Genomic DNA, 15,117 nt, shown 5'->3' with positions numbered 1-15,117 from the left:
GGTGTCAGATCTCGAGGTTGTCTATGAGGCGGGTCTTGCCCAGCCGGGCGGCGCCCAGCGCCACCAGCGGTTCGCCGCCACGCATCTGGTCGTCGGTCGGGGCCAGCAGGTCGGCCCGGCGGCGCACGGTGAGGTAGTCGGGCTGCCAGCCGCGCGCGGCGAGCGCCGAAGTTGCCTGCTGCTCCAGCGCGGGAAGGTCGAGCGAGGGCCCGTTGCGCACGGCGTGCTGCAACGAGTTGGCCAGGTCCTTCAGCGCCATCGACAGGTGCATGGCTTCGGCACGCTCGGCGTCGCTCAGGTAGCCGTTGCGCGACGACAGCGCCAGCCCGTCGTCGGCCCGCGCGGTCTCGCCCGCCACCACCTCGATGGGCAGCGCGAACTGCTGCACCATGCGGCGGATCACCATGAGCTGCTGGTAGTCCTTCTTGCCGAACACCGCCACCTTGGGCTGCACGCAGTGGAAGAGCTTGAGCACCACGGTGCACACACCGGTGAAGAAACCGGGGCGGAAGTGGCCCTCGAGGATGTCGGCCAGCGCCGCCGGCGGCTGCACCTTGTAGACCTGCGGCTCGGGGTAGAGCTCGGCTTCGTCGGGCGCGAACACCACGTTGCAGCCCACGCCGCGCAGCAGATCGCAGTCGCGCTCGAAGGTGCGCGGGTAGGTGTCGAAGTCCTCGTGCGGCGCGAACTGCAGCCGGTTGACGAAGATGCTGGCCACGACCGGTCCGCCGTGTTCCTTGGCCTGCTTCACGAGCGACAGGTGCCCCTCGTGCAGGTTGCCCATGGTGGGCACGAAGGCGCTGCGGGTGGCGCCAGCCAGAGCCTGGCGCAGCTCGGCGATGGTGTGGACGATGCGCAAGTGCGGCCTCGGGGTTGCGGGATCGGTCAGTAACCGTGGATGGATTCGTCGGGGAAGCTGCCGTCCTTCACGGCGGCCACGTAGCGGCGCAGCGCGTCTTCGATGCTGCCGCCCTCGGCCGTGAAGTTTCTGACAAATCGGGGCAGTTTGCCTCGGGTGATGCCGAGCATGTCGTGGAGCACGAGCACCTGGCCGGCGGTCGAGCGGCCGGCGCCGATGCCGATGGTGATGAGCTGCGGGTTCTCGGCCTGCACCTCGGCGGCCACCCGGGCCGGCATGAGTTCCAGCACCAGCATGGCAGCGCCGGCGTCGGCCAGCTCGCGGGCATGGCGCCTGAGCGTGGCGGCGCCGGCCTCGTCGCGGCCCTGGATGCGGTAGCCGCCGAGTGCATGCACGCTTTGCGGCGTGAGGCCCAGGTGGGCGCACACCGGGATGCCGCGCTCGACCAGGAAGCGCACCGTGTCGGGCGTCCAGCCGCCGCCTTCGAGCTTGACCATCTGGGCGCCGGCCTGCATGAGCGCGACGCTGGAACGCAAGGCCTGTTCGCGGCCTTCCTGGTAGCTGCCGAAGGGCAGGTCGCCGATCAGCCAGGCCGAAGGCCTGACGCGGGCCACGCAGCGCGTGTGGTAGGCCATCTCGTCGAGCGTGACCGGCACGGTGCTCGGCTGGCCCTGCAGCACCATGCCCAGCGAGTCGCCCACCAGCAGGCAGTCGACGCCGGCGTCGTCGGACAGTCGCGCGAACGACGCGTCGTAGGCGGTCAGCATCGCGATCTTTTCGCCGGCCGCGAGCATTTCGCGCAGGCGGAACAGCGACACCGGCTTGCGGCCTGGCTGCGGCGTGTCGGCGGGGGAGGATTGGCTGCTCACTGCGTGCTCCGAAGTGGGGCGGATTCTAGGCCGGCACGGCAGCTCTGCTGCAGCGCAGCGGCCTGGAGGCACGTCTCTATTGAGAGGGGAGCGGAGAGGGCAACGAGAGGCCTGGCAGGGGCCGTCAGGCCGGCTGGTAGGCCAGGCGCACGTAGATCGGCGCGAAGGCCTCGGCCTGGGTGATCTCGAGAAGTCGCTCGCGAGCCAGTTCCAGCATCGCGATGAAGGTGACCACCAGCACCTGCGGACCGCGGCTCAGGTCGAACAGGTCCTCGAACTCGACGAAGCGCTGGCCTTGCAGGGTGCGCAGCACGATGCTCATGTGCTCGCGCACCGACAGCTCCTCGCGGGTGATCTTGTGGTGCTGGTTGAGCTTGGCGCGCTTGAGGATGTCGAGCCAGGCCTCGCGCAGCTCCACCACGTGCACGTCAGGGAAGCGCGGCTCGAGCGCCTGCTCGATGTAGACCTGCGCCCGCAGGAAGTCGCGGCCGAGCACCGGCAGCTGGTCGAGCCTGGCGGCCGCCAGCTTCATCTGCTCGTACTCGAGCAGGCGGCGCACCAGTTCGGCGCGCGGATCCTCGGGCTCCTGGCCTTCCTCGGTCTTGCGCGGCGGCAGCAGCATGCGCGACTTGATCTCGATCAGCATGGCCGCCATGAGCAGGTACTCGGCGGCGAGTTCGAGGTTGCGCTTGCGGATCTGGTCGACGTAGTCGAGGTACTGGCGCGTCACGTCGGCCAGCGGGATGTCGAGGATGTTGAAGTTCTGCTTGCGGATGAGGTAGAGCAGCAGGTCGAGCGGGCCTTCGAAGGTCTCGAGGAAGACCTCCAGGGCGTCGGGGGGGATGTAGAGGTCGGTCGGCAGCGCGAACAGCGGCTCGCCGTAGAGCTTGGCCACGGCCACATGGTCCACCACCACGGGCAGGCCGTCCGTATCCGAGGGTGTCGGCTGCTCCGGCGCCTCGGGCGCCAGGACCTCGTCGGTCATGCTCAGTCGGCCTTGGTCTGGTAGACGTAGGGCTGCTGCGGCACGCGCGCGGCGCGGTATTCGGCCTGGGCCTGGCGATCGATGGGCTTGTCCCACAGCAGGCCGCGGCCTTCGCGCTGCCGGGCTTCCAGCTGCGGATCCTTGGCCTTCAGGCTGTCGATGAACTGGGTGACGTCGGACTTGTAGGGTTTCCAGAACAGCGGCATCGTGAAACTCAGGCTAGGCGTGGGAAGCCGCGCATTTTAGCGGGGTGGGATGAGACACCCCGGCCGGCGAGTACGCCGGCCACCCCTCCGAGAGGGGGCGGGCCTTGCTTGGGGCGGCCCGGATGACGGCACCCGGGCCGGCGGCCCTGCGCTTCAGCGCGGCTCGATCTGCCGGACCGACAGCGCGCCGGCCAGGAAGTCATGCGGTTGGCCGACCAGCCACTTGGCCAGTTCGTCGAGCCGCTTGCTGCCGATCTCGAGCGCGTTGAACTGGGCCACCACCGAGCCGAGCCCGTCGAGGTTCTGGATGGTGAACTCCAGCGTGCCGTTGTCGTGGTCGGGCACCACGCGGGCCCCGGCGGCGATGTCGGCGTCGAATTCGTAGCGCATCTCGATCAGCTTGCCGGTTTCAGGATTGCGCACGGTTTCCGGCCGGCACACCACGCCGCTCTGCGCGATGCGGGCCTCCAGCCTTTCGATGTCGGTCGGGAAGTTCTTCATCATCGACAAACGCTGGCCGGTGCTCAGCACGCAAAGCAGGGCGATGTGGTCGGTGACGTCCTGGCCGCGCAGCCGCTTGCGCCGCACGTCGGTGCGAAAGTCGCTGAACTTCAACCCGTCGAACACCGTCTTGGTGTCGAAGGCATAACGCGCGCGCGCCGGCGGGTTGATGACGTTGAGCTGCTTGACCAGGTCCACCCAGTACTGGAACACGTTCTTGCAGGCCGACTCGACCAGCATGCCGTTGCGTTCGAGCGCGGCGGTGTCGGTGTTCTGCCGGGCCTGCAGGTCGCCGGCCTGGCGCTTGAGATCGTCTAGGAAGCCCACGATGCTGAATTCAAGGGAGAGAGCAAACGCGCGCGAGGATAGCTCAGGGATGCGCCCCGATGCGATCATGGGCGCCCCCCGGAAGGGTGGAAACACCGCAGGAAGTGAAGTTTTGCAGGAGATCGAGCTCAAGTTGCAGGTGAGTGCCCGGCTTCGGGCGACCGTCCAGGCCGAAGTGGCGCAGGGCAGCGGCAGCGTGCGCGAGCGTCTGCGCGCCGCCTACTACGACACCGAAGACCGGCGCCTGGCCCGGGCCGGCCTCGCGCTGCGGCTGCGCCAGGAAGGCCGCGGCTGGGTGCAGACGCTCAAAGGGGCCGGCGACCATGCAATGGTGCGGCTGGAACACGAGGTCCCGCTGGCCAGGGCGCCTCGGGGTGCTGCGCCGGTGCTCGACCTGTCGCGCCACGACGGCACGCCGGCCGGCGTGCGGCTGGCTTCGGTGCTGGGCGAGGCGGGGGCGGCCGGCCTGAAGGAGCTCTACCGCACCGACATCCTGCGCACGCGCCGCCGGCTGCGCGTGCGCGGCGGTATGGTGGAACTGGCGTTCGATGCCGGCGAGATCCGGGCCGGCAGGCGCTCGTGGCCGGTTTGCGAGCTGGAGATCGAGCTGGTCAGCGGCTCGCCGGCAGCAGTGATCGATGTGGCGCGCCGCTGGGTGCGCCGTCATGGCCTGTGGCTGGACGTGCGCACCAAGGCCGAACGTGGTGACCGCCTGGCGCGCGGGGTCGAAACCGGCGAGCCGGTCAAGGCGGCGCCGCTCGCGCTGGGCTCAGGCGCCACGGTCGAGTCGGCGTGGCGGGCCATGCTGGGAAACTGCCTGGCGCAGGCGCTGCCCAACGCCAGCGAAGTCGCGGGCGGGTCGGCCCGCGCTGAGCACCTGCACCAGCTGCGGGTCGGCCTGCGGCGGCTGCGCTCGGGGCTGCGGTTCCTCGAGGGCTGGCTCGACCCCGTGCTCGAGCCGGGGGTCGCCGAGTCGGTGTCGCGCCTGTTCTCGAGCCTGGGGGATGCACGGGACGCCGACGTGCAGGCCGCGCTGATGCCCGAGCTGCTGGCGGCCGGCGCGCCGCCCCTGCCGCCGCTGCGGGGCGGCAGGGGGGTCGATGCGGTCGAGCTGCTGCGCGAGACCGACACCACGCTGCTCTGGCTGGACCTGCTGGCCTGGCTGGTGAAGCCGCCCGCCGCAGGCTCACCGGACGCTGCGCCGGCCCGGTTGATCAAGCCGCTGGCGGCGCGCCGCCTCAAGCGCTGGCATGCGCAGGTGGCCGAGGCGGCAGGCCGTTTCGACAGCCTGGCCGACGAGGATCGGCACCGGCTGCGCAAGCGGGTCAAGCGCCTGCGCTACTCGATCGAGTTCGCAGGCGCGCTGTTCCCTTCCAGGCGGGTCGAGCGCTACCTGCAGCGGCTGCGGCCGGCGCAGGAAAGCCTGGGGCATTTCAACGACGTGGTGGTGGCCCAGGCCGGCTGGCGCGAGCGGGCCGACGACGATCCGCGCGCCTGGTTCGCGGTCGGCTGGCTGGCGGCACGGCGCGAGGCGGTGCTCGGCGAATGCCGGGCGGCGCTGGCGCCGCTTCTCCTTGCGGACGTGCCGAAGTTCTGGAAGTAGGCTCAGCGCAGCAGCGCCAGCGCCTCGTCGAGAGTGGCACAGATGTTGTCGACGCCCAGCTGCACGTCGAGCTCCGAGCGCTTCACGAGCGACGCCGGCTGCGGGTTCATCTCGCACAGCAGCAGCGCGACCTGGCGGCGCGCCAGCACCTTGCGCAACTGCTCCAGGGCATCGATGCCGCTGGTGTCCATCGAGATGAGGCGGTGCATCTCGAGCACCACGGCGCGCGTGCCGGGCGGCACCTGCCCGGCCATGGCTTCGACCTTGGCCACCGCGCCGAAGAAAAGGGCCCCGTAGAGCTTGAACACCACCACGCCGGCCGGCATGTCGCGCACGGCTACCGGCTCGGCGCGGAACAGGCTGCTCATGCGGTGGATGAAGAACACGCAGGCCAGCACCAGCCCCACCTGCACCGCCACCGTGAGGTCGAAGACCACCGTGAGGGCGAAGGTGCCGACGAGGATGGTGCGGTACTGCAGGCTGAAGTGCCGCAGCCGGCGGAACTCGTGCCATTCGCCCATGTTCCAGGCCACGAACAGCAGGATGCCTGCCAGCACCGCCAGCGGCACGTGGGCCGCCAGCGGCGCGGCCGCCAGCACGATGAGCAGGAGCGTGGCCGCGTGCACGATGCCGGCCACCGGGCTGGTGGCGCCGGCGCGTGCGTTGGTCACGGTGCGGGCGATGGTGCCGGTGGCCGGGATGCCGCCGAAGAACGGCACCACGAAGTTGGCCACGCCCTGGGCCATGAGTTCCTGGTTGGGGTCGTGCCTCGGATGCTCGGTCACGTTGTCGGCGACGCGGGCGCACAGCAGCGACTCGATGGCGCCCAGCAGCGCAATCGTGACGGTGGGTATGAACAGCTGCTTGGCGCTGTCCCAGGTGAAGGGCGGCAGGCTGAGTGCCGGCAGTGCCTGCGGGATGCCGCCGAAACGGGTGCCGATGGTTTCGACCGGCAGCTCCAGCAGGGCGGCCGCCGCCGTGAGCGACACCAGCGCCACGATGGGGCCAGGCACCCGCGCCGCGGTGCGCAGCGTGCGGCCCTCAAGCAGCTGGGGCGGCAGCACCGAGCCGACGGCGAACAACCGCGGCCACAGGAACAGCCCCATCACGCACACCGCGCCCAGCGCCAGCGCATGCAGGTTCACGGCGTCCAGGTGCGAGGCGATCAGCCTGATCTGCAGGAAGAAGTCGCCCGGCATCCTGGCGATCGGCAGGCCCAGCAGGTCCTTCACCTGCGACAGCGCGATCAGCACCGCGATGCCGTTGGTGAAGCCGATGACGATCGACACCGGGATGTAGCGCACCAGCGTGCCGAGCCTGAACAGCCCGAGCAGGAACAGCAGCACGCCGGCGAAGGCGGTGGAAATGAGCAGGTTGGTGAGGCCGTAGCGCTCGACGATGCCGTAGACGATGACGATGAAGGCGCCGGCCGGGCCGCCGATCTGCACCTGTGAGCCTCCCAGCGCCGAGATCAGGAAGCCCGCGACGATGGCGGTGATGAGGCCCTGTTCGGGCTTGACGCCCGAGGCGATGCCGAAGGCCATGGCCAGCGGCAGCGCGACGATGCCCACGGTGAGGCCGGCGCCCAGGTCGGCGAGGAAGCGCCGGCGGTCGTAGCCGGCGAGCGCGTCAAGCAGGCGCGGATGGAACTTGTGCAGGACCGGCGACATGTTCCTACGCCCGGCCGGCAGGCTTCAGCGCCTGGCGTTGCGCCGTGACCTGGCGCCGGAGCCGGAGCCGGCGGCTTTCGCCGTTTCGGCCGTGCCGCTCGGGACGTACGACACGCCGTGCTGGGCCAGGTACTCGCGGATCAGCTGCCGCACCACCTGCGAGGGGGTCAGGTCCTGCTGGGCGCAAAGGCGCTCGAACGCCGCCTTCTTCGCCGGATCGATCAACAGGGTCAGCCGGGCAGTCTTCAGTTCCATGTGCCTCACATGTTAATGTCATGTGCGTTACGATGCCATCGTAGAGGCATGCAATTCGCCTGGCAAGCACAGCGGGATTCATGCCGGCCCCATCAGTCTTCCGTTGCCGGGCTTTGCCCATGCCGACCGACTTCCTCCACGGGCTCACGCACAAGGTCAGGACGCGCCGCACCAACCGGCAGCTCGGCGGCGTGCTGGCCTTCGTGGCAGGGGCGGTCAATGCCGGCGGCTTCGTGGCCGTGCAGCGCTACACCTCGCACATGACGGGGATCGTGTCCGCCATCGCCGACGATCTGGTGCTGGGGCAGCTCTTCCTGGCCATGGCCGGCCTGTCATCGCTGCTGGCCTTCGTGGCAGGCGCAGCCGTGACGGCACTCCTGACCAACTGGGCGCGCCGCCGCGGCATGGGCGGCGAGTTCGCGCTGCCGCTCATGCTGGAGGCAGGCCTGCTGCTCGTGTTCGGCCTGCTGGGAGGCAACCTCGAGCTGATCGTCGACGTCTTCGTGCCGTCCACGGTGCTGCTGCTGTGTTTCATCATGGGCCTGCAGAACGCCGTGGTGACGAAGATCTCCCAGGCGGAGATCCGCACGACGCACATGACCGGCGTCATCACCGACCTGGGCATCGAGCTCGGGCGCCTCGTCTACTGGAACCGCACGCGCGAAGCGGACGACCAGCACTTCGTGCGGGCCAATCGCGACAAGCTCAGGGTGCACGGCATGATCCTGGGCCTGTTCTTCGTGGGAGGCATCGTCGGGGCGCTGGCCTTCAAGCGGCTGGGCTTTTCCGCGACGGTGCCGATCGCGGCGCTGCTGACCGCAATGGCCTTGCCGCCGCTTCTGCAGGACCTGCGCGCCCGGGTGTCCGCCTCGGGCGGCAGGGCCGGCTGAGCGAAGAAAGGCCGGTCAGCGCACCCGCAGGCCCGGCGTGGCGCCCGGCCAGGGTTCGAGCACGTACAGGCCCGGGTTGGCCTTTTCGTCGGCATGGCTGGCCGCAAGGACCATGCCTTCGCTCACGCCGAACTTCATCTTGCGAGGCGCCAGGTTGGCCACCATCACGGTGAACTTGCCGACGAGGTCCTCGGGCTTGTAGGCCGACTTGATGCCCGAGAACACGTTGCGCGTCTTGGGCTCGCCCACGTCGAGCGTCAGGCGCAGCAGCTTGTCGGAGCCTTCGACGTGTTCGGCATTCACGATCCTGGCGATGCGCAGGTCGATCTTGCCGAAGTCGTCGATCGTGATGACCGGGGCGATGTCCTCGCCGCCGGGCTTTTCGGCTTCGACGGCGGCCGGCTCGAACAGCGCATCGAGCAGCTTCGGATCGACACGCTGCATCAGGTGCCTGTACTCGCCGATGCCGTGTGCGCCCAGGCGCTGCGCCACATGTTCGAAGGTGAGCGGCGGCACCTTCAGGAAGGCCTCGACCTGCGCGGCGAGCGCCGGCAGCACCGGCTTCAGGTAGATGGTGAGCAGCCGGAAGGCCTCGATGCAGACGGTGCACACGTCATGCAGGCGGGCGTCCTGGCCCTGCTGCTTGGCCAGCTCCCAGGGCTTGTTCTGGTCGACGTATTCGTTCACCCGGTCGGCCAGCAGCATGATCTCGCGCAGCGCCTTGCCGTATTCGCGGTCTTCGTACAGCTCGCGCACGGTGTCGCGACCGGCCCGCAGGTGTGCCAGCAGCGTTTCGCCGTCGGCGGCGATGGCGCCGCTCAGCTCGCCGCCGAAGCGCTTGCTGATGAACCCGGCCGCGCGCGAGGCGATGTTGATGTACTTGCCGACCAGGTCGGAGTTGACCCGCGCGACGAAGTCGTCGGGGTTGAAGTCGATGTCCTCGACCTTGTTGTTGAGCTTGGCGGCGATGTAGTAGCGCAGCCATTCGGCGTTCAGGCCCAGCTGCAGGTACTTGAGGGGCGAGATGCCGGTGCCGCGGCTCTTGCTCATCTTTTCGCCGCTCACGGTGATGAAGCCGTGCACGAACACGTTGTCGGGCACCTTGCGGCCGCTGAAATGCAGCATCGCCGGCCAGAACAGCGTGTGGAAGTAGGTGATGTCCTTGCCGATGAAGTGCACCTGCTCGACCGACGGGTCGGCGATGAATTCGTCGAAGCTGCGTGCCTCGCCGTACTTCGCCTTGGGGCCGCCCTTGCCGAAGTAGTTCTTCAGCGAGGCCAGGTAGCCGATCGGCGCGTCGAGCCACACGTAGAAGTACTTGCCGGGCGCGTCCGGGATCTCGATGCCGAAGTAGGGCGCGTCACGGCTGATGTCCCAGTCGGCCAGGCCGCCGTGGCCCAGCTCGTCGGTCGTGAACCATTCCTTGATCTTGTTGAGCACCTCCGGCTGCAGGCGGCCGGGCTGCTGCGTCCACTGCTGCAGGAACTCGACGCAGCGCGGCGACGACAGCTGGAAGAAGTGGTGCTCGCTGGTCTTCATGACCGGCGTGGCGCCGGTCAGGGTGGAGTACGGGTTCTTCAGCTCGGTGGGCAGGTAGACCGCGCCGCACACCTCGCAGGAGTCGCCGTACTGGTCCTTCGCGCCGCACTTCGGGCATTCGCCCTTGATGTAGCGGTCGGGCAGGAACATGTTCTTCACCGGGTCGAAGAACTGCTCGATGTTGCGGGTGAAGATGAGGCCGTTCTTGCGCAGCGCACGGTAGATGCCCTGCGCCAGCTCGGTGTTCTCGGGGCTGTCGGTCGAATGCCAGTTGTCGAAGCTGATGTGGAAGCCGTCGAGGTACTGCGGGCGGCCGGCGGCGATGTCGGCCACGAACGCCTGCGGCGTCTTGCCCGCCTTTTCGGCCGCGATCATGATCGGCGCGCCGTGCGCATCGTCGGCGGCCACGAAGTGGACCTGGTGCCCCTGCATGCGCTGGAACCGCACCCAGATGTCGGCCTGGATGTATTCCATCATGTGGCCGATGTGGAAGGCGGCGTTGGCGTAGGGCAGGGCGGTGGTGACGAAGAGCTTGCGGGTCATGGTGAAGAGGCCGCTAAAGGGCGTGGCGAGCCTGAGGGAAGCGTCGATTCTAGGCGCCGGGCATCACCGGGCGGGCATCCGGGCTAGACTGGCCGCCACGCCCTCCCGCCGGACACACCCCCCGATCCCATGGCCCTGACCGAACAAGCCGTCCTCGACGCGCTGAAAAGCGTTACCGATCCCAACACCGGCCGCGACTTCGTGAGCGGGCGCCAGGTCAGGAGCCTGAAGCTCGAGGGCGGCCATGTCTCGTTCGAACTCGAGCTCGGCTACCCCGCGCGCAGCCAGCACGAGGCGCTGCGCGCGCAGCTGATTGCCGCGGCACGCGGCGTGCCCGGCGTGCAGAACGTGAGCGTGAACATCACCTCGCGGGTGATCTCGCATGCCGTTCAGCGCGGCGTGCAGCTGCTGCCGGGCGTGAAGAACATCGTCGCGGTGGCCTCCGGCAAGGGCGGCGTGGGCAAGAGCACCACCGCGGTGAACCTGGCCCTGGCGCTGGCCGCCGAAGGCGCCAGCGTGGGCGTGCTCGATGCCGACATCTACGGCCCCAGCCAGCCCATGATGCTGGGCGTCGAGGGCCGCCCGGAGAGCGCCGACGGCAAGACGATGGAGCCGCTGTACGGCCATGGGGTGCAGGTCATGTCCATCGGTTTCATGATCGAGCCCGACAACGCCATGATCTGGCGCGGGCCGATGGCCACGCAGGCGCTCGAGCAGCTGCTGCGCCAGACCAACTGGAAGGACCTCGACTACCTGATCGTCGACATGCCGCCGGGCACCGGCGACATTGCGCTCACCCTGAGCCAGAGGGTGCCGCTCACGGGCGCCGTCATCGTCACCACGCCGCAGGACATCGCGCTGCTCGACGCGAAGAAGGGCCTGAAGATGTTCGAGAAGGTGGGCGTGCCCATCCTCGGCGTCGTGGAGAACATGGCGGTGCACGTCTGCTCGAACTGCGGCCATGTCGAACACATCTTCGGCGCCGACGGCGGCAAGAAGATGGCGGCGCAGTACGGGGTCGACTATCTCGGCGCGCTGCCGCTGGCGCTGTCGATCCGCGAGCAGGCCGACTCCGGCCGGCCCACGCTGGTGGCCGAGCCCGACGGCGAGATCGCCGGGCTCTACAGGAGCGTGGCGCGCAAGGTGGCGGTGAAGATCGCCGAGAAGGCGAAGGACTATTCGTCCAGGTTCCCGACCATCTCCATCTCGAAGAACACCTGAGTCAGCGCTTGCCGCTCGCTGTGGCGGTCTTGGGGCGTGCAGCCGGAGCGGCCACCGCTTCGGGCAGCCGCGCGCCCCCTGCCACCAGCCCGGGCGTCGCGATGCATTTCAGACTGCGGGGCGCGAGCGCATAGGTCGTGGTGCCCGGCAGCGCCTGCTCGCGCGCCGCGGCCAGGATCTGCGACTTGGCGTTCTCGCAGGCCAGCCCGGAGCTGAACGAGGCGATGAGGTAAGGGTTGAGGCCGTACGCGGTCATGACGAAGGCGAAAAGCGACACCACCTGGGTTCTCCCGAACGAAATGTTGTTGGAAAGGTCTTGCAGCCCCACACCATAACGGATGCCGGCAGCACCGGGCCGCAGGTTCAGTGTGCGGTTGTGCCGGCCGGGCTCGCGAACGGATCGATCGGCAGCCACAGCGGCGGCAGCTTCACTTCCACCCCGTCGCGCGCGCCGCGCTCACGCAGGGCGGCCCAGGTGGCGGCGAAGTCGTCGAACAGCAGCGGCATCGCCTGCAGCGGCGCATCGAGCGGGCGCCAGAAGTCGTCCCAGTGGATCGGGATCACGCGCCGGGCCCCCGGCAGGCTGACGGTTTCGCGCCAGTAGGCGTCGATGTACTGCGGGCTCTTCCTGCCGAGCGTGCCGACGCCGAGCAGCACCGTGTCGGCGCGCCTGCCTTGCAGCAGCCCGGGCAGGTAGCCGGCGCTGCCCTGCACCAGCAGGCTGCGGCCGTCGTGCTCGACCAGCAGCGACCACACCGCACCCTCCTTGTAGGCGCTGGCGTGGGCCGGCGGCACGACCGGCTCGGTGATGTGTTCCGAAGGCGCATCGGCGGCCGTCCACAGCGTGGGGCTGTGGCGCGACTCCAGGAAGGTGAGCCTGAAGCGGCCGAGCTGAACCACGTCGCCGTCCTTCACCTCCCGCATCTGGCGGGCCGGCAGGCCGAGGCCGCGGCCGACCATCAGGGTGGACGACGAGCCGACCAGCTGCGCGCCGGTGCGTTCGGCCACCACTGGCGCATCCATCGCGTGGTCGTAGTGCGAATGCAGCGGCACCACGGCAGCCAGGCGCGAAACCCCGAGCTTGCGCAGCGCCTTGTCGATCTCGGCACGGTCGGGTTCGAGCCGGCTGAACGCCATGGCGAGCTTGCCCGGGCGGGAGAAGAAGCCGTCGCTCATCCAGGCGGTTTCGCCGTCGTCGAACAGCAGGGTCGCGACACCGACGAAACGCACCCGCAGGCCGGCAGACCCGGCCGGTGCTGCCGGCATCCAGGCTGCCGGCTCGGCCGGCAGGTCGGGGTGGCGCTGCGCCTGCACCAGCACCCAGGCCAGCAGCGCCGAGAGCAGCAGCGCCAGTACCAGCGCCGCGCGGCGCAGCAGCCTCATCGCTCGCGGGCAGCCGTCAGTGCAGGCGGCCGGGCATCGTGGCCGCGAGGTCGCGCAGTATCGTGGGGCCGGCGCGGCGCTCGATCTCGGCCAGCATCGGCTTGTTCCAGCCGGCGGCGAACAGCCACTCGGCCACCACGAACATCGGACCGACCATCAGTCCGACGAGGTCGTCGACGAAGGCCGGCTTGCGGCCCTCGTAGTAGTGGCCGACGAACTGGATCACCCAGCCCACGAAGAAGGCGCCGACGCCCCAGCCCAGCCAGGCGGCGGTGCTGCCGGCAGCGGCCTGGTGGGCCAGCATGAACAGCACGCCGGTGACCACGCAGGTGGCCAGGCCGAGCACCAGGCTGCCGCGGGTGAGGTACCAGACCGCGCCCAGTACGAACACCACCCACGACGGCGTGATCGCCAGCCCGGCCAGGTCGAACTGCGGCCGCGCGAGCAGCACGCCGAGGCCGAACACGATCATCGGGATGCCGACGAAGTGGGTGGCGATGTTGCGGCGGTCGCGGTGATAGGCCGCGTACTGGCTCAGCAGGTCGGTGGCGGTGCGCATGTCTTGTCTCCTTGCTCTGTGCCGTTGATCCTAGTGTGACGCGTTCTTGCCGGCTGTCAAAATCCCGACAGTCCCTTATCTGCCCGGCCTGATGCGCAGCAGCGACTCCCTCGCCTTCGCTGTTGGCGGTGCCGGTGCCGGTGCCGAGCGGTGCACGCTACAGTGCGCCGCTCCAGGGAGGCGAACCCACATGACGACCGAGACGAATCCCGCGCCAGGCTCCTCCGAGGCCGTCGCGCACGCCTGGCCGCCCCGGCCGGACGGCAGCGCCCGCCTGGGTGCCTGGCTGGCCGCCGGCGCACGCAGTGCATTGCTGCTGCCGGTGAAGTGGCAATCTCTGAAGCCGACGGCCCCGGTGGTCGTGGGCGTGGTGGCCATGGGCGTGCTGCTCTCGCTGCTGTTGCAGCGCCTGTACGTCGTGGGGCCGGCCTCCTTCCACCTGCCGGCGTTCGACTCCGGCTGGCTCTCGACCCTGGCGCTGGCGGCCGTATGCCTGTTCGTGCTGCCGGGCCACGCGCTCGGCGCCTTCGTGCTGCTGTCGGCCCAGTGGCTGGTGATCGGTGCCGTCACCGGAGCGGTCTATGCAGGCGTCATCCACGCCGGCTGGGACGCGCAACCCGTGCTGCCCGACTGGGGGATGGCGGCGCTGTGGTCCCTGTCTCTCGTGTGGTCGGTGGTGGCCGCCGGCTGCGTCTTCTGGCGCGCATTGCCCGGCCGCGGCGCGGCGGCGGCGGGGGCGGCCCTGGTGCTCGGGGTGGCGTGGTGGAGCCTGCCGGAATGGATCGAACAGCATCGGTTCTGGTACCCCATGCAGCCGGCCGCTGCCGAGCGGGCGCCCGAGCCGCCACGCCTGGAGCTGTCGCAAGCGCTCATGGAACGCCAGATCGAAGTGATCGCCGGCCAGCTGGCGGCGTTGCAGCCCCAGCGCCCCGGCATCGTGGACCTGTACGTGCTCACCTTCGCCCCCTTCGGCGAAGAGGACGTATTCCGCCGCGAAAGCGCGATGGTCGCCGACGTGATGCGGCAGCGCTTCGATGCCGCAGGCCGCACGCTGCAGCTGGTGAACCACCGTGACACGGCGCAGGAGCTGCCCTGGGCCACGCCGCTGAACCTGCAGCGCGCCATCGAACGGGCGGCTCAGCTGATGGACCCCGACGAGGACGTGCTGTTCATCCATCTCACTTCGCATGGCGCGCGCGACGGCAAGATGTCTGCGCGCCTGCGGCCCATGACGCTCGAGGCACTGGAGCCCGCCATGCTGAAGGGCTGGCTCGACGCCGCCGGCATCCGCCACCGGGTGCTCTCGATCTCCGCCTGCTACTCCGGCAGCTGGGTCGCGCCGCTTGCCGATGACGGCACGCTGGTGATGACGGCGGCCGATGCTGAGCACACCAGCTACGGCTGCGGGCGCCTCTCGGAGCTCACCTTCTACGGCCGCGCGGTATTCGACGAGCAGCTGCGGCAGCACACGCTGTCGTTCGAGCAGGCCTTGGCGGCGGCTCGGCCGGTGATCGATCGGCGCGAGCGGGAGGCCGGCAAGAGCGACGGCCATTCCAATCCGCAGCTGCAGGCCGGCGCCGCCATCCGCGAGCGGCTGGTGCAGCTGGAGGCCCGGCTGCAGGCCCGTGCGGCGGCACCCCAGTAGCCGAAAACTACAATCCGCCCTCTTCCTTTCTTCCACGGGGCCGCCGCCGAGCGCTGGCCCGA

The 15,117-nt window shown here is 69.5% G+C and carries 14 protein-coding genes and 1 pseudogene; 4 read left to right on the top strand and 11 right to left on the bottom strand.

Features of this window, described 5'->3' with window-relative positions; translation table 11 throughout:
• Positions 1-4 precede the first annotated feature (4 nt).
• The 5 genes from panC to E8D38_RS11675 all read right to left on the bottom strand — a co-directional run bounded on the left by panC (position 5) and on the right by E8D38_RS11675 (position 3,747).
• On the bottom strand, positions 5-859 hold the full coding sequence (gene panC, locus E8D38_RS11695) for a pantoate--beta-alanine ligase (RefSeq protein WP_140629901.1): 855 nt from the start codon (positions 857-859) through the stop codon (positions 5-7).
• A gap of 26 nt (positions 860-885) precedes the next feature.
• A complete protein-coding gene (gene panB, locus E8D38_RS11690; RefSeq protein ID WP_140629898.1) occupies positions 886-1,728 on the bottom strand; it encodes a 3-methyl-2-oxobutanoate hydroxymethyltransferase in 843 nt (280 codons plus the stop codon).
• Positions 1,729-1,852: 124 nt separating this feature from the next.
• Positions 1,853-2,713 (bottom strand): segregation and condensation protein A, encoded by an 861-nt coding sequence (locus tag E8D38_RS11685; RefSeq protein ID WP_140629893.1) that lies wholly within the window; start codon positions 2,711-2,713, stop codon positions 1,853-1,855.
• Between the two features lie 2 nt (positions 2,714-2,715).
• On the bottom strand, positions 2,716-2,919 hold the full coding sequence (locus tag E8D38_RS11680; protein ID WP_140629890.1) for a DUF3460 family protein: 204 nt from the start codon (positions 2,917-2,919) through the stop codon (positions 2,716-2,718).
• Between the two features lie 153 nt (positions 2,920-3,072).
• Positions 3,073-3,747: a hypothetical protein gene (locus E8D38_RS11675; RefSeq protein WP_181179070.1), complete on the bottom strand. Its 675-nt coding sequence runs from the start codon at positions 3,745-3,747 to the stop codon at positions 3,073-3,075.
• Between E8D38_RS11675 and E8D38_RS11670 the strand changes: the two genes are divergently transcribed.
• A complete protein-coding gene (locus E8D38_RS11670) occupies positions 3,659-5,350 on the top strand; it encodes a CYTH and CHAD domain-containing protein (RefSeq protein WP_342779536.1) in 1,692 nt (563 codons plus the stop codon). The genes E8D38_RS11675 and E8D38_RS11670 overlap by 89 nt on opposite strands.
• Before the next feature lie 2 nt (positions 5,351-5,352).
• Here E8D38_RS11670 and E8D38_RS11665 read toward each other — a convergent pair whose 3' ends face one another.
• The gene (locus tag E8D38_RS11665; RefSeq protein WP_140629867.1) at positions 5,353-7,020 is read right to left on the bottom strand and encodes a SulP family inorganic anion transporter; all 1,668 of its coding nucleotides are present in this window, start codon (positions 7,018-7,020) and stop codon (positions 5,353-5,355) included.
• A 24-nt stretch (positions 7,021-7,044) separates the two neighbouring features.
• On the bottom strand, positions 7,045-7,275 hold the full coding sequence (locus E8D38_RS11660) for a ribbon-helix-helix protein, CopG family (protein ID WP_140629861.1): 231 nt from the start codon (positions 7,273-7,275) through the stop codon (positions 7,045-7,047).
• Between the two features lie 119 nt (positions 7,276-7,394).
• Here E8D38_RS11660 and E8D38_RS11655 point away from each other — a divergent pair.
• Positions 7,395-8,138: pseudogene (locus E8D38_RS11655) on the top strand (YoaK family protein); the annotation flags it as partial.
• A 42-nt stretch (positions 8,139-8,180) separates the two neighbouring features.
• Here the strand turns inward: E8D38_RS11655 and metG are convergent.
• The gene (metG, locus tag E8D38_RS11650) at positions 8,181-10,247 is read right to left on the bottom strand and encodes a methionine--tRNA ligase (protein ID WP_140629853.1); all 2,067 of its coding nucleotides are present in this window, start codon (positions 10,245-10,247) and stop codon (positions 8,181-8,183) included.
• A gap of 129 nt (positions 10,248-10,376) precedes the next feature.
• Here metG and apbC point away from each other — a divergent pair, with 129 nt between their 5' ends.
• Positions 10,377-11,468 carry an iron-sulfur cluster carrier protein ApbC gene (gene apbC, locus E8D38_RS11645; protein ID WP_140629847.1) on the top strand — a complete coding sequence of 364 codons (1,092 nt, stop codon included), beginning with the start codon at positions 10,377-10,379 and terminating at the stop codon, positions 11,466-11,468.
• Position 11,469: 1 nt separating this feature from the next.
• On the opposite strand, the gene E8D38_RS11640 is transcribed toward apbC, so the two are convergent.
• The 3 genes from E8D38_RS11640 to E8D38_RS11630 all read right to left on the bottom strand — a co-directional run bounded on the left by E8D38_RS11640 (position 11,470) and on the right by E8D38_RS11630 (position 13,410).
• Entirely contained in the window at positions 11,470-11,748 is a 279-nt protein-coding gene (locus E8D38_RS11640) for a hypothetical protein (protein WP_140629842.1), read from the bottom strand.
• A gap of 83 nt (positions 11,749-11,831) precedes the next feature.
• A complete protein-coding gene (locus E8D38_RS11635; protein WP_140629838.1) occupies positions 11,832-12,851 on the bottom strand; it encodes an MBL fold metallo-hydrolase in 1,020 nt (339 codons plus the stop codon).
• Between the two features lie 16 nt (positions 12,852-12,867).
• The gene (locus E8D38_RS11630; RefSeq protein ID WP_140629835.1) at positions 12,868-13,410 is read right to left on the bottom strand and encodes an Mpo1 family 2-hydroxy fatty acid dioxygenase; all 543 of its coding nucleotides are present in this window, start codon (positions 13,408-13,410) and stop codon (positions 12,868-12,870) included.
• A gap of 190 nt (positions 13,411-13,600) precedes the next feature.
• Between E8D38_RS11630 and E8D38_RS11625 the strand changes: the two genes are divergently transcribed.
• Positions 13,601-15,055: a C13 family peptidase gene (locus E8D38_RS11625; protein WP_140629832.1), complete on the top strand. Its 1,455-nt coding sequence runs from the start codon at positions 13,601-13,603 to the stop codon at positions 15,053-15,055.
• Positions 15,056-15,117 lie beyond the last annotated feature (62 nt).

Origin of the sequence: Methylibium rhizosphaerae (assembly GCF_006386545.1) — a bacterium.
Taxonomy (GTDB): domain Bacteria; phylum Pseudomonadota; class Gammaproteobacteria; order Burkholderiales; family Burkholderiaceae_C; genus Pseudorivibacter; species Pseudorivibacter rhizosphaerae.
Note: the sequence above shows the minus strand (reverse complement) of the source record. Positions and strands in the feature narration are given on the sequence as shown.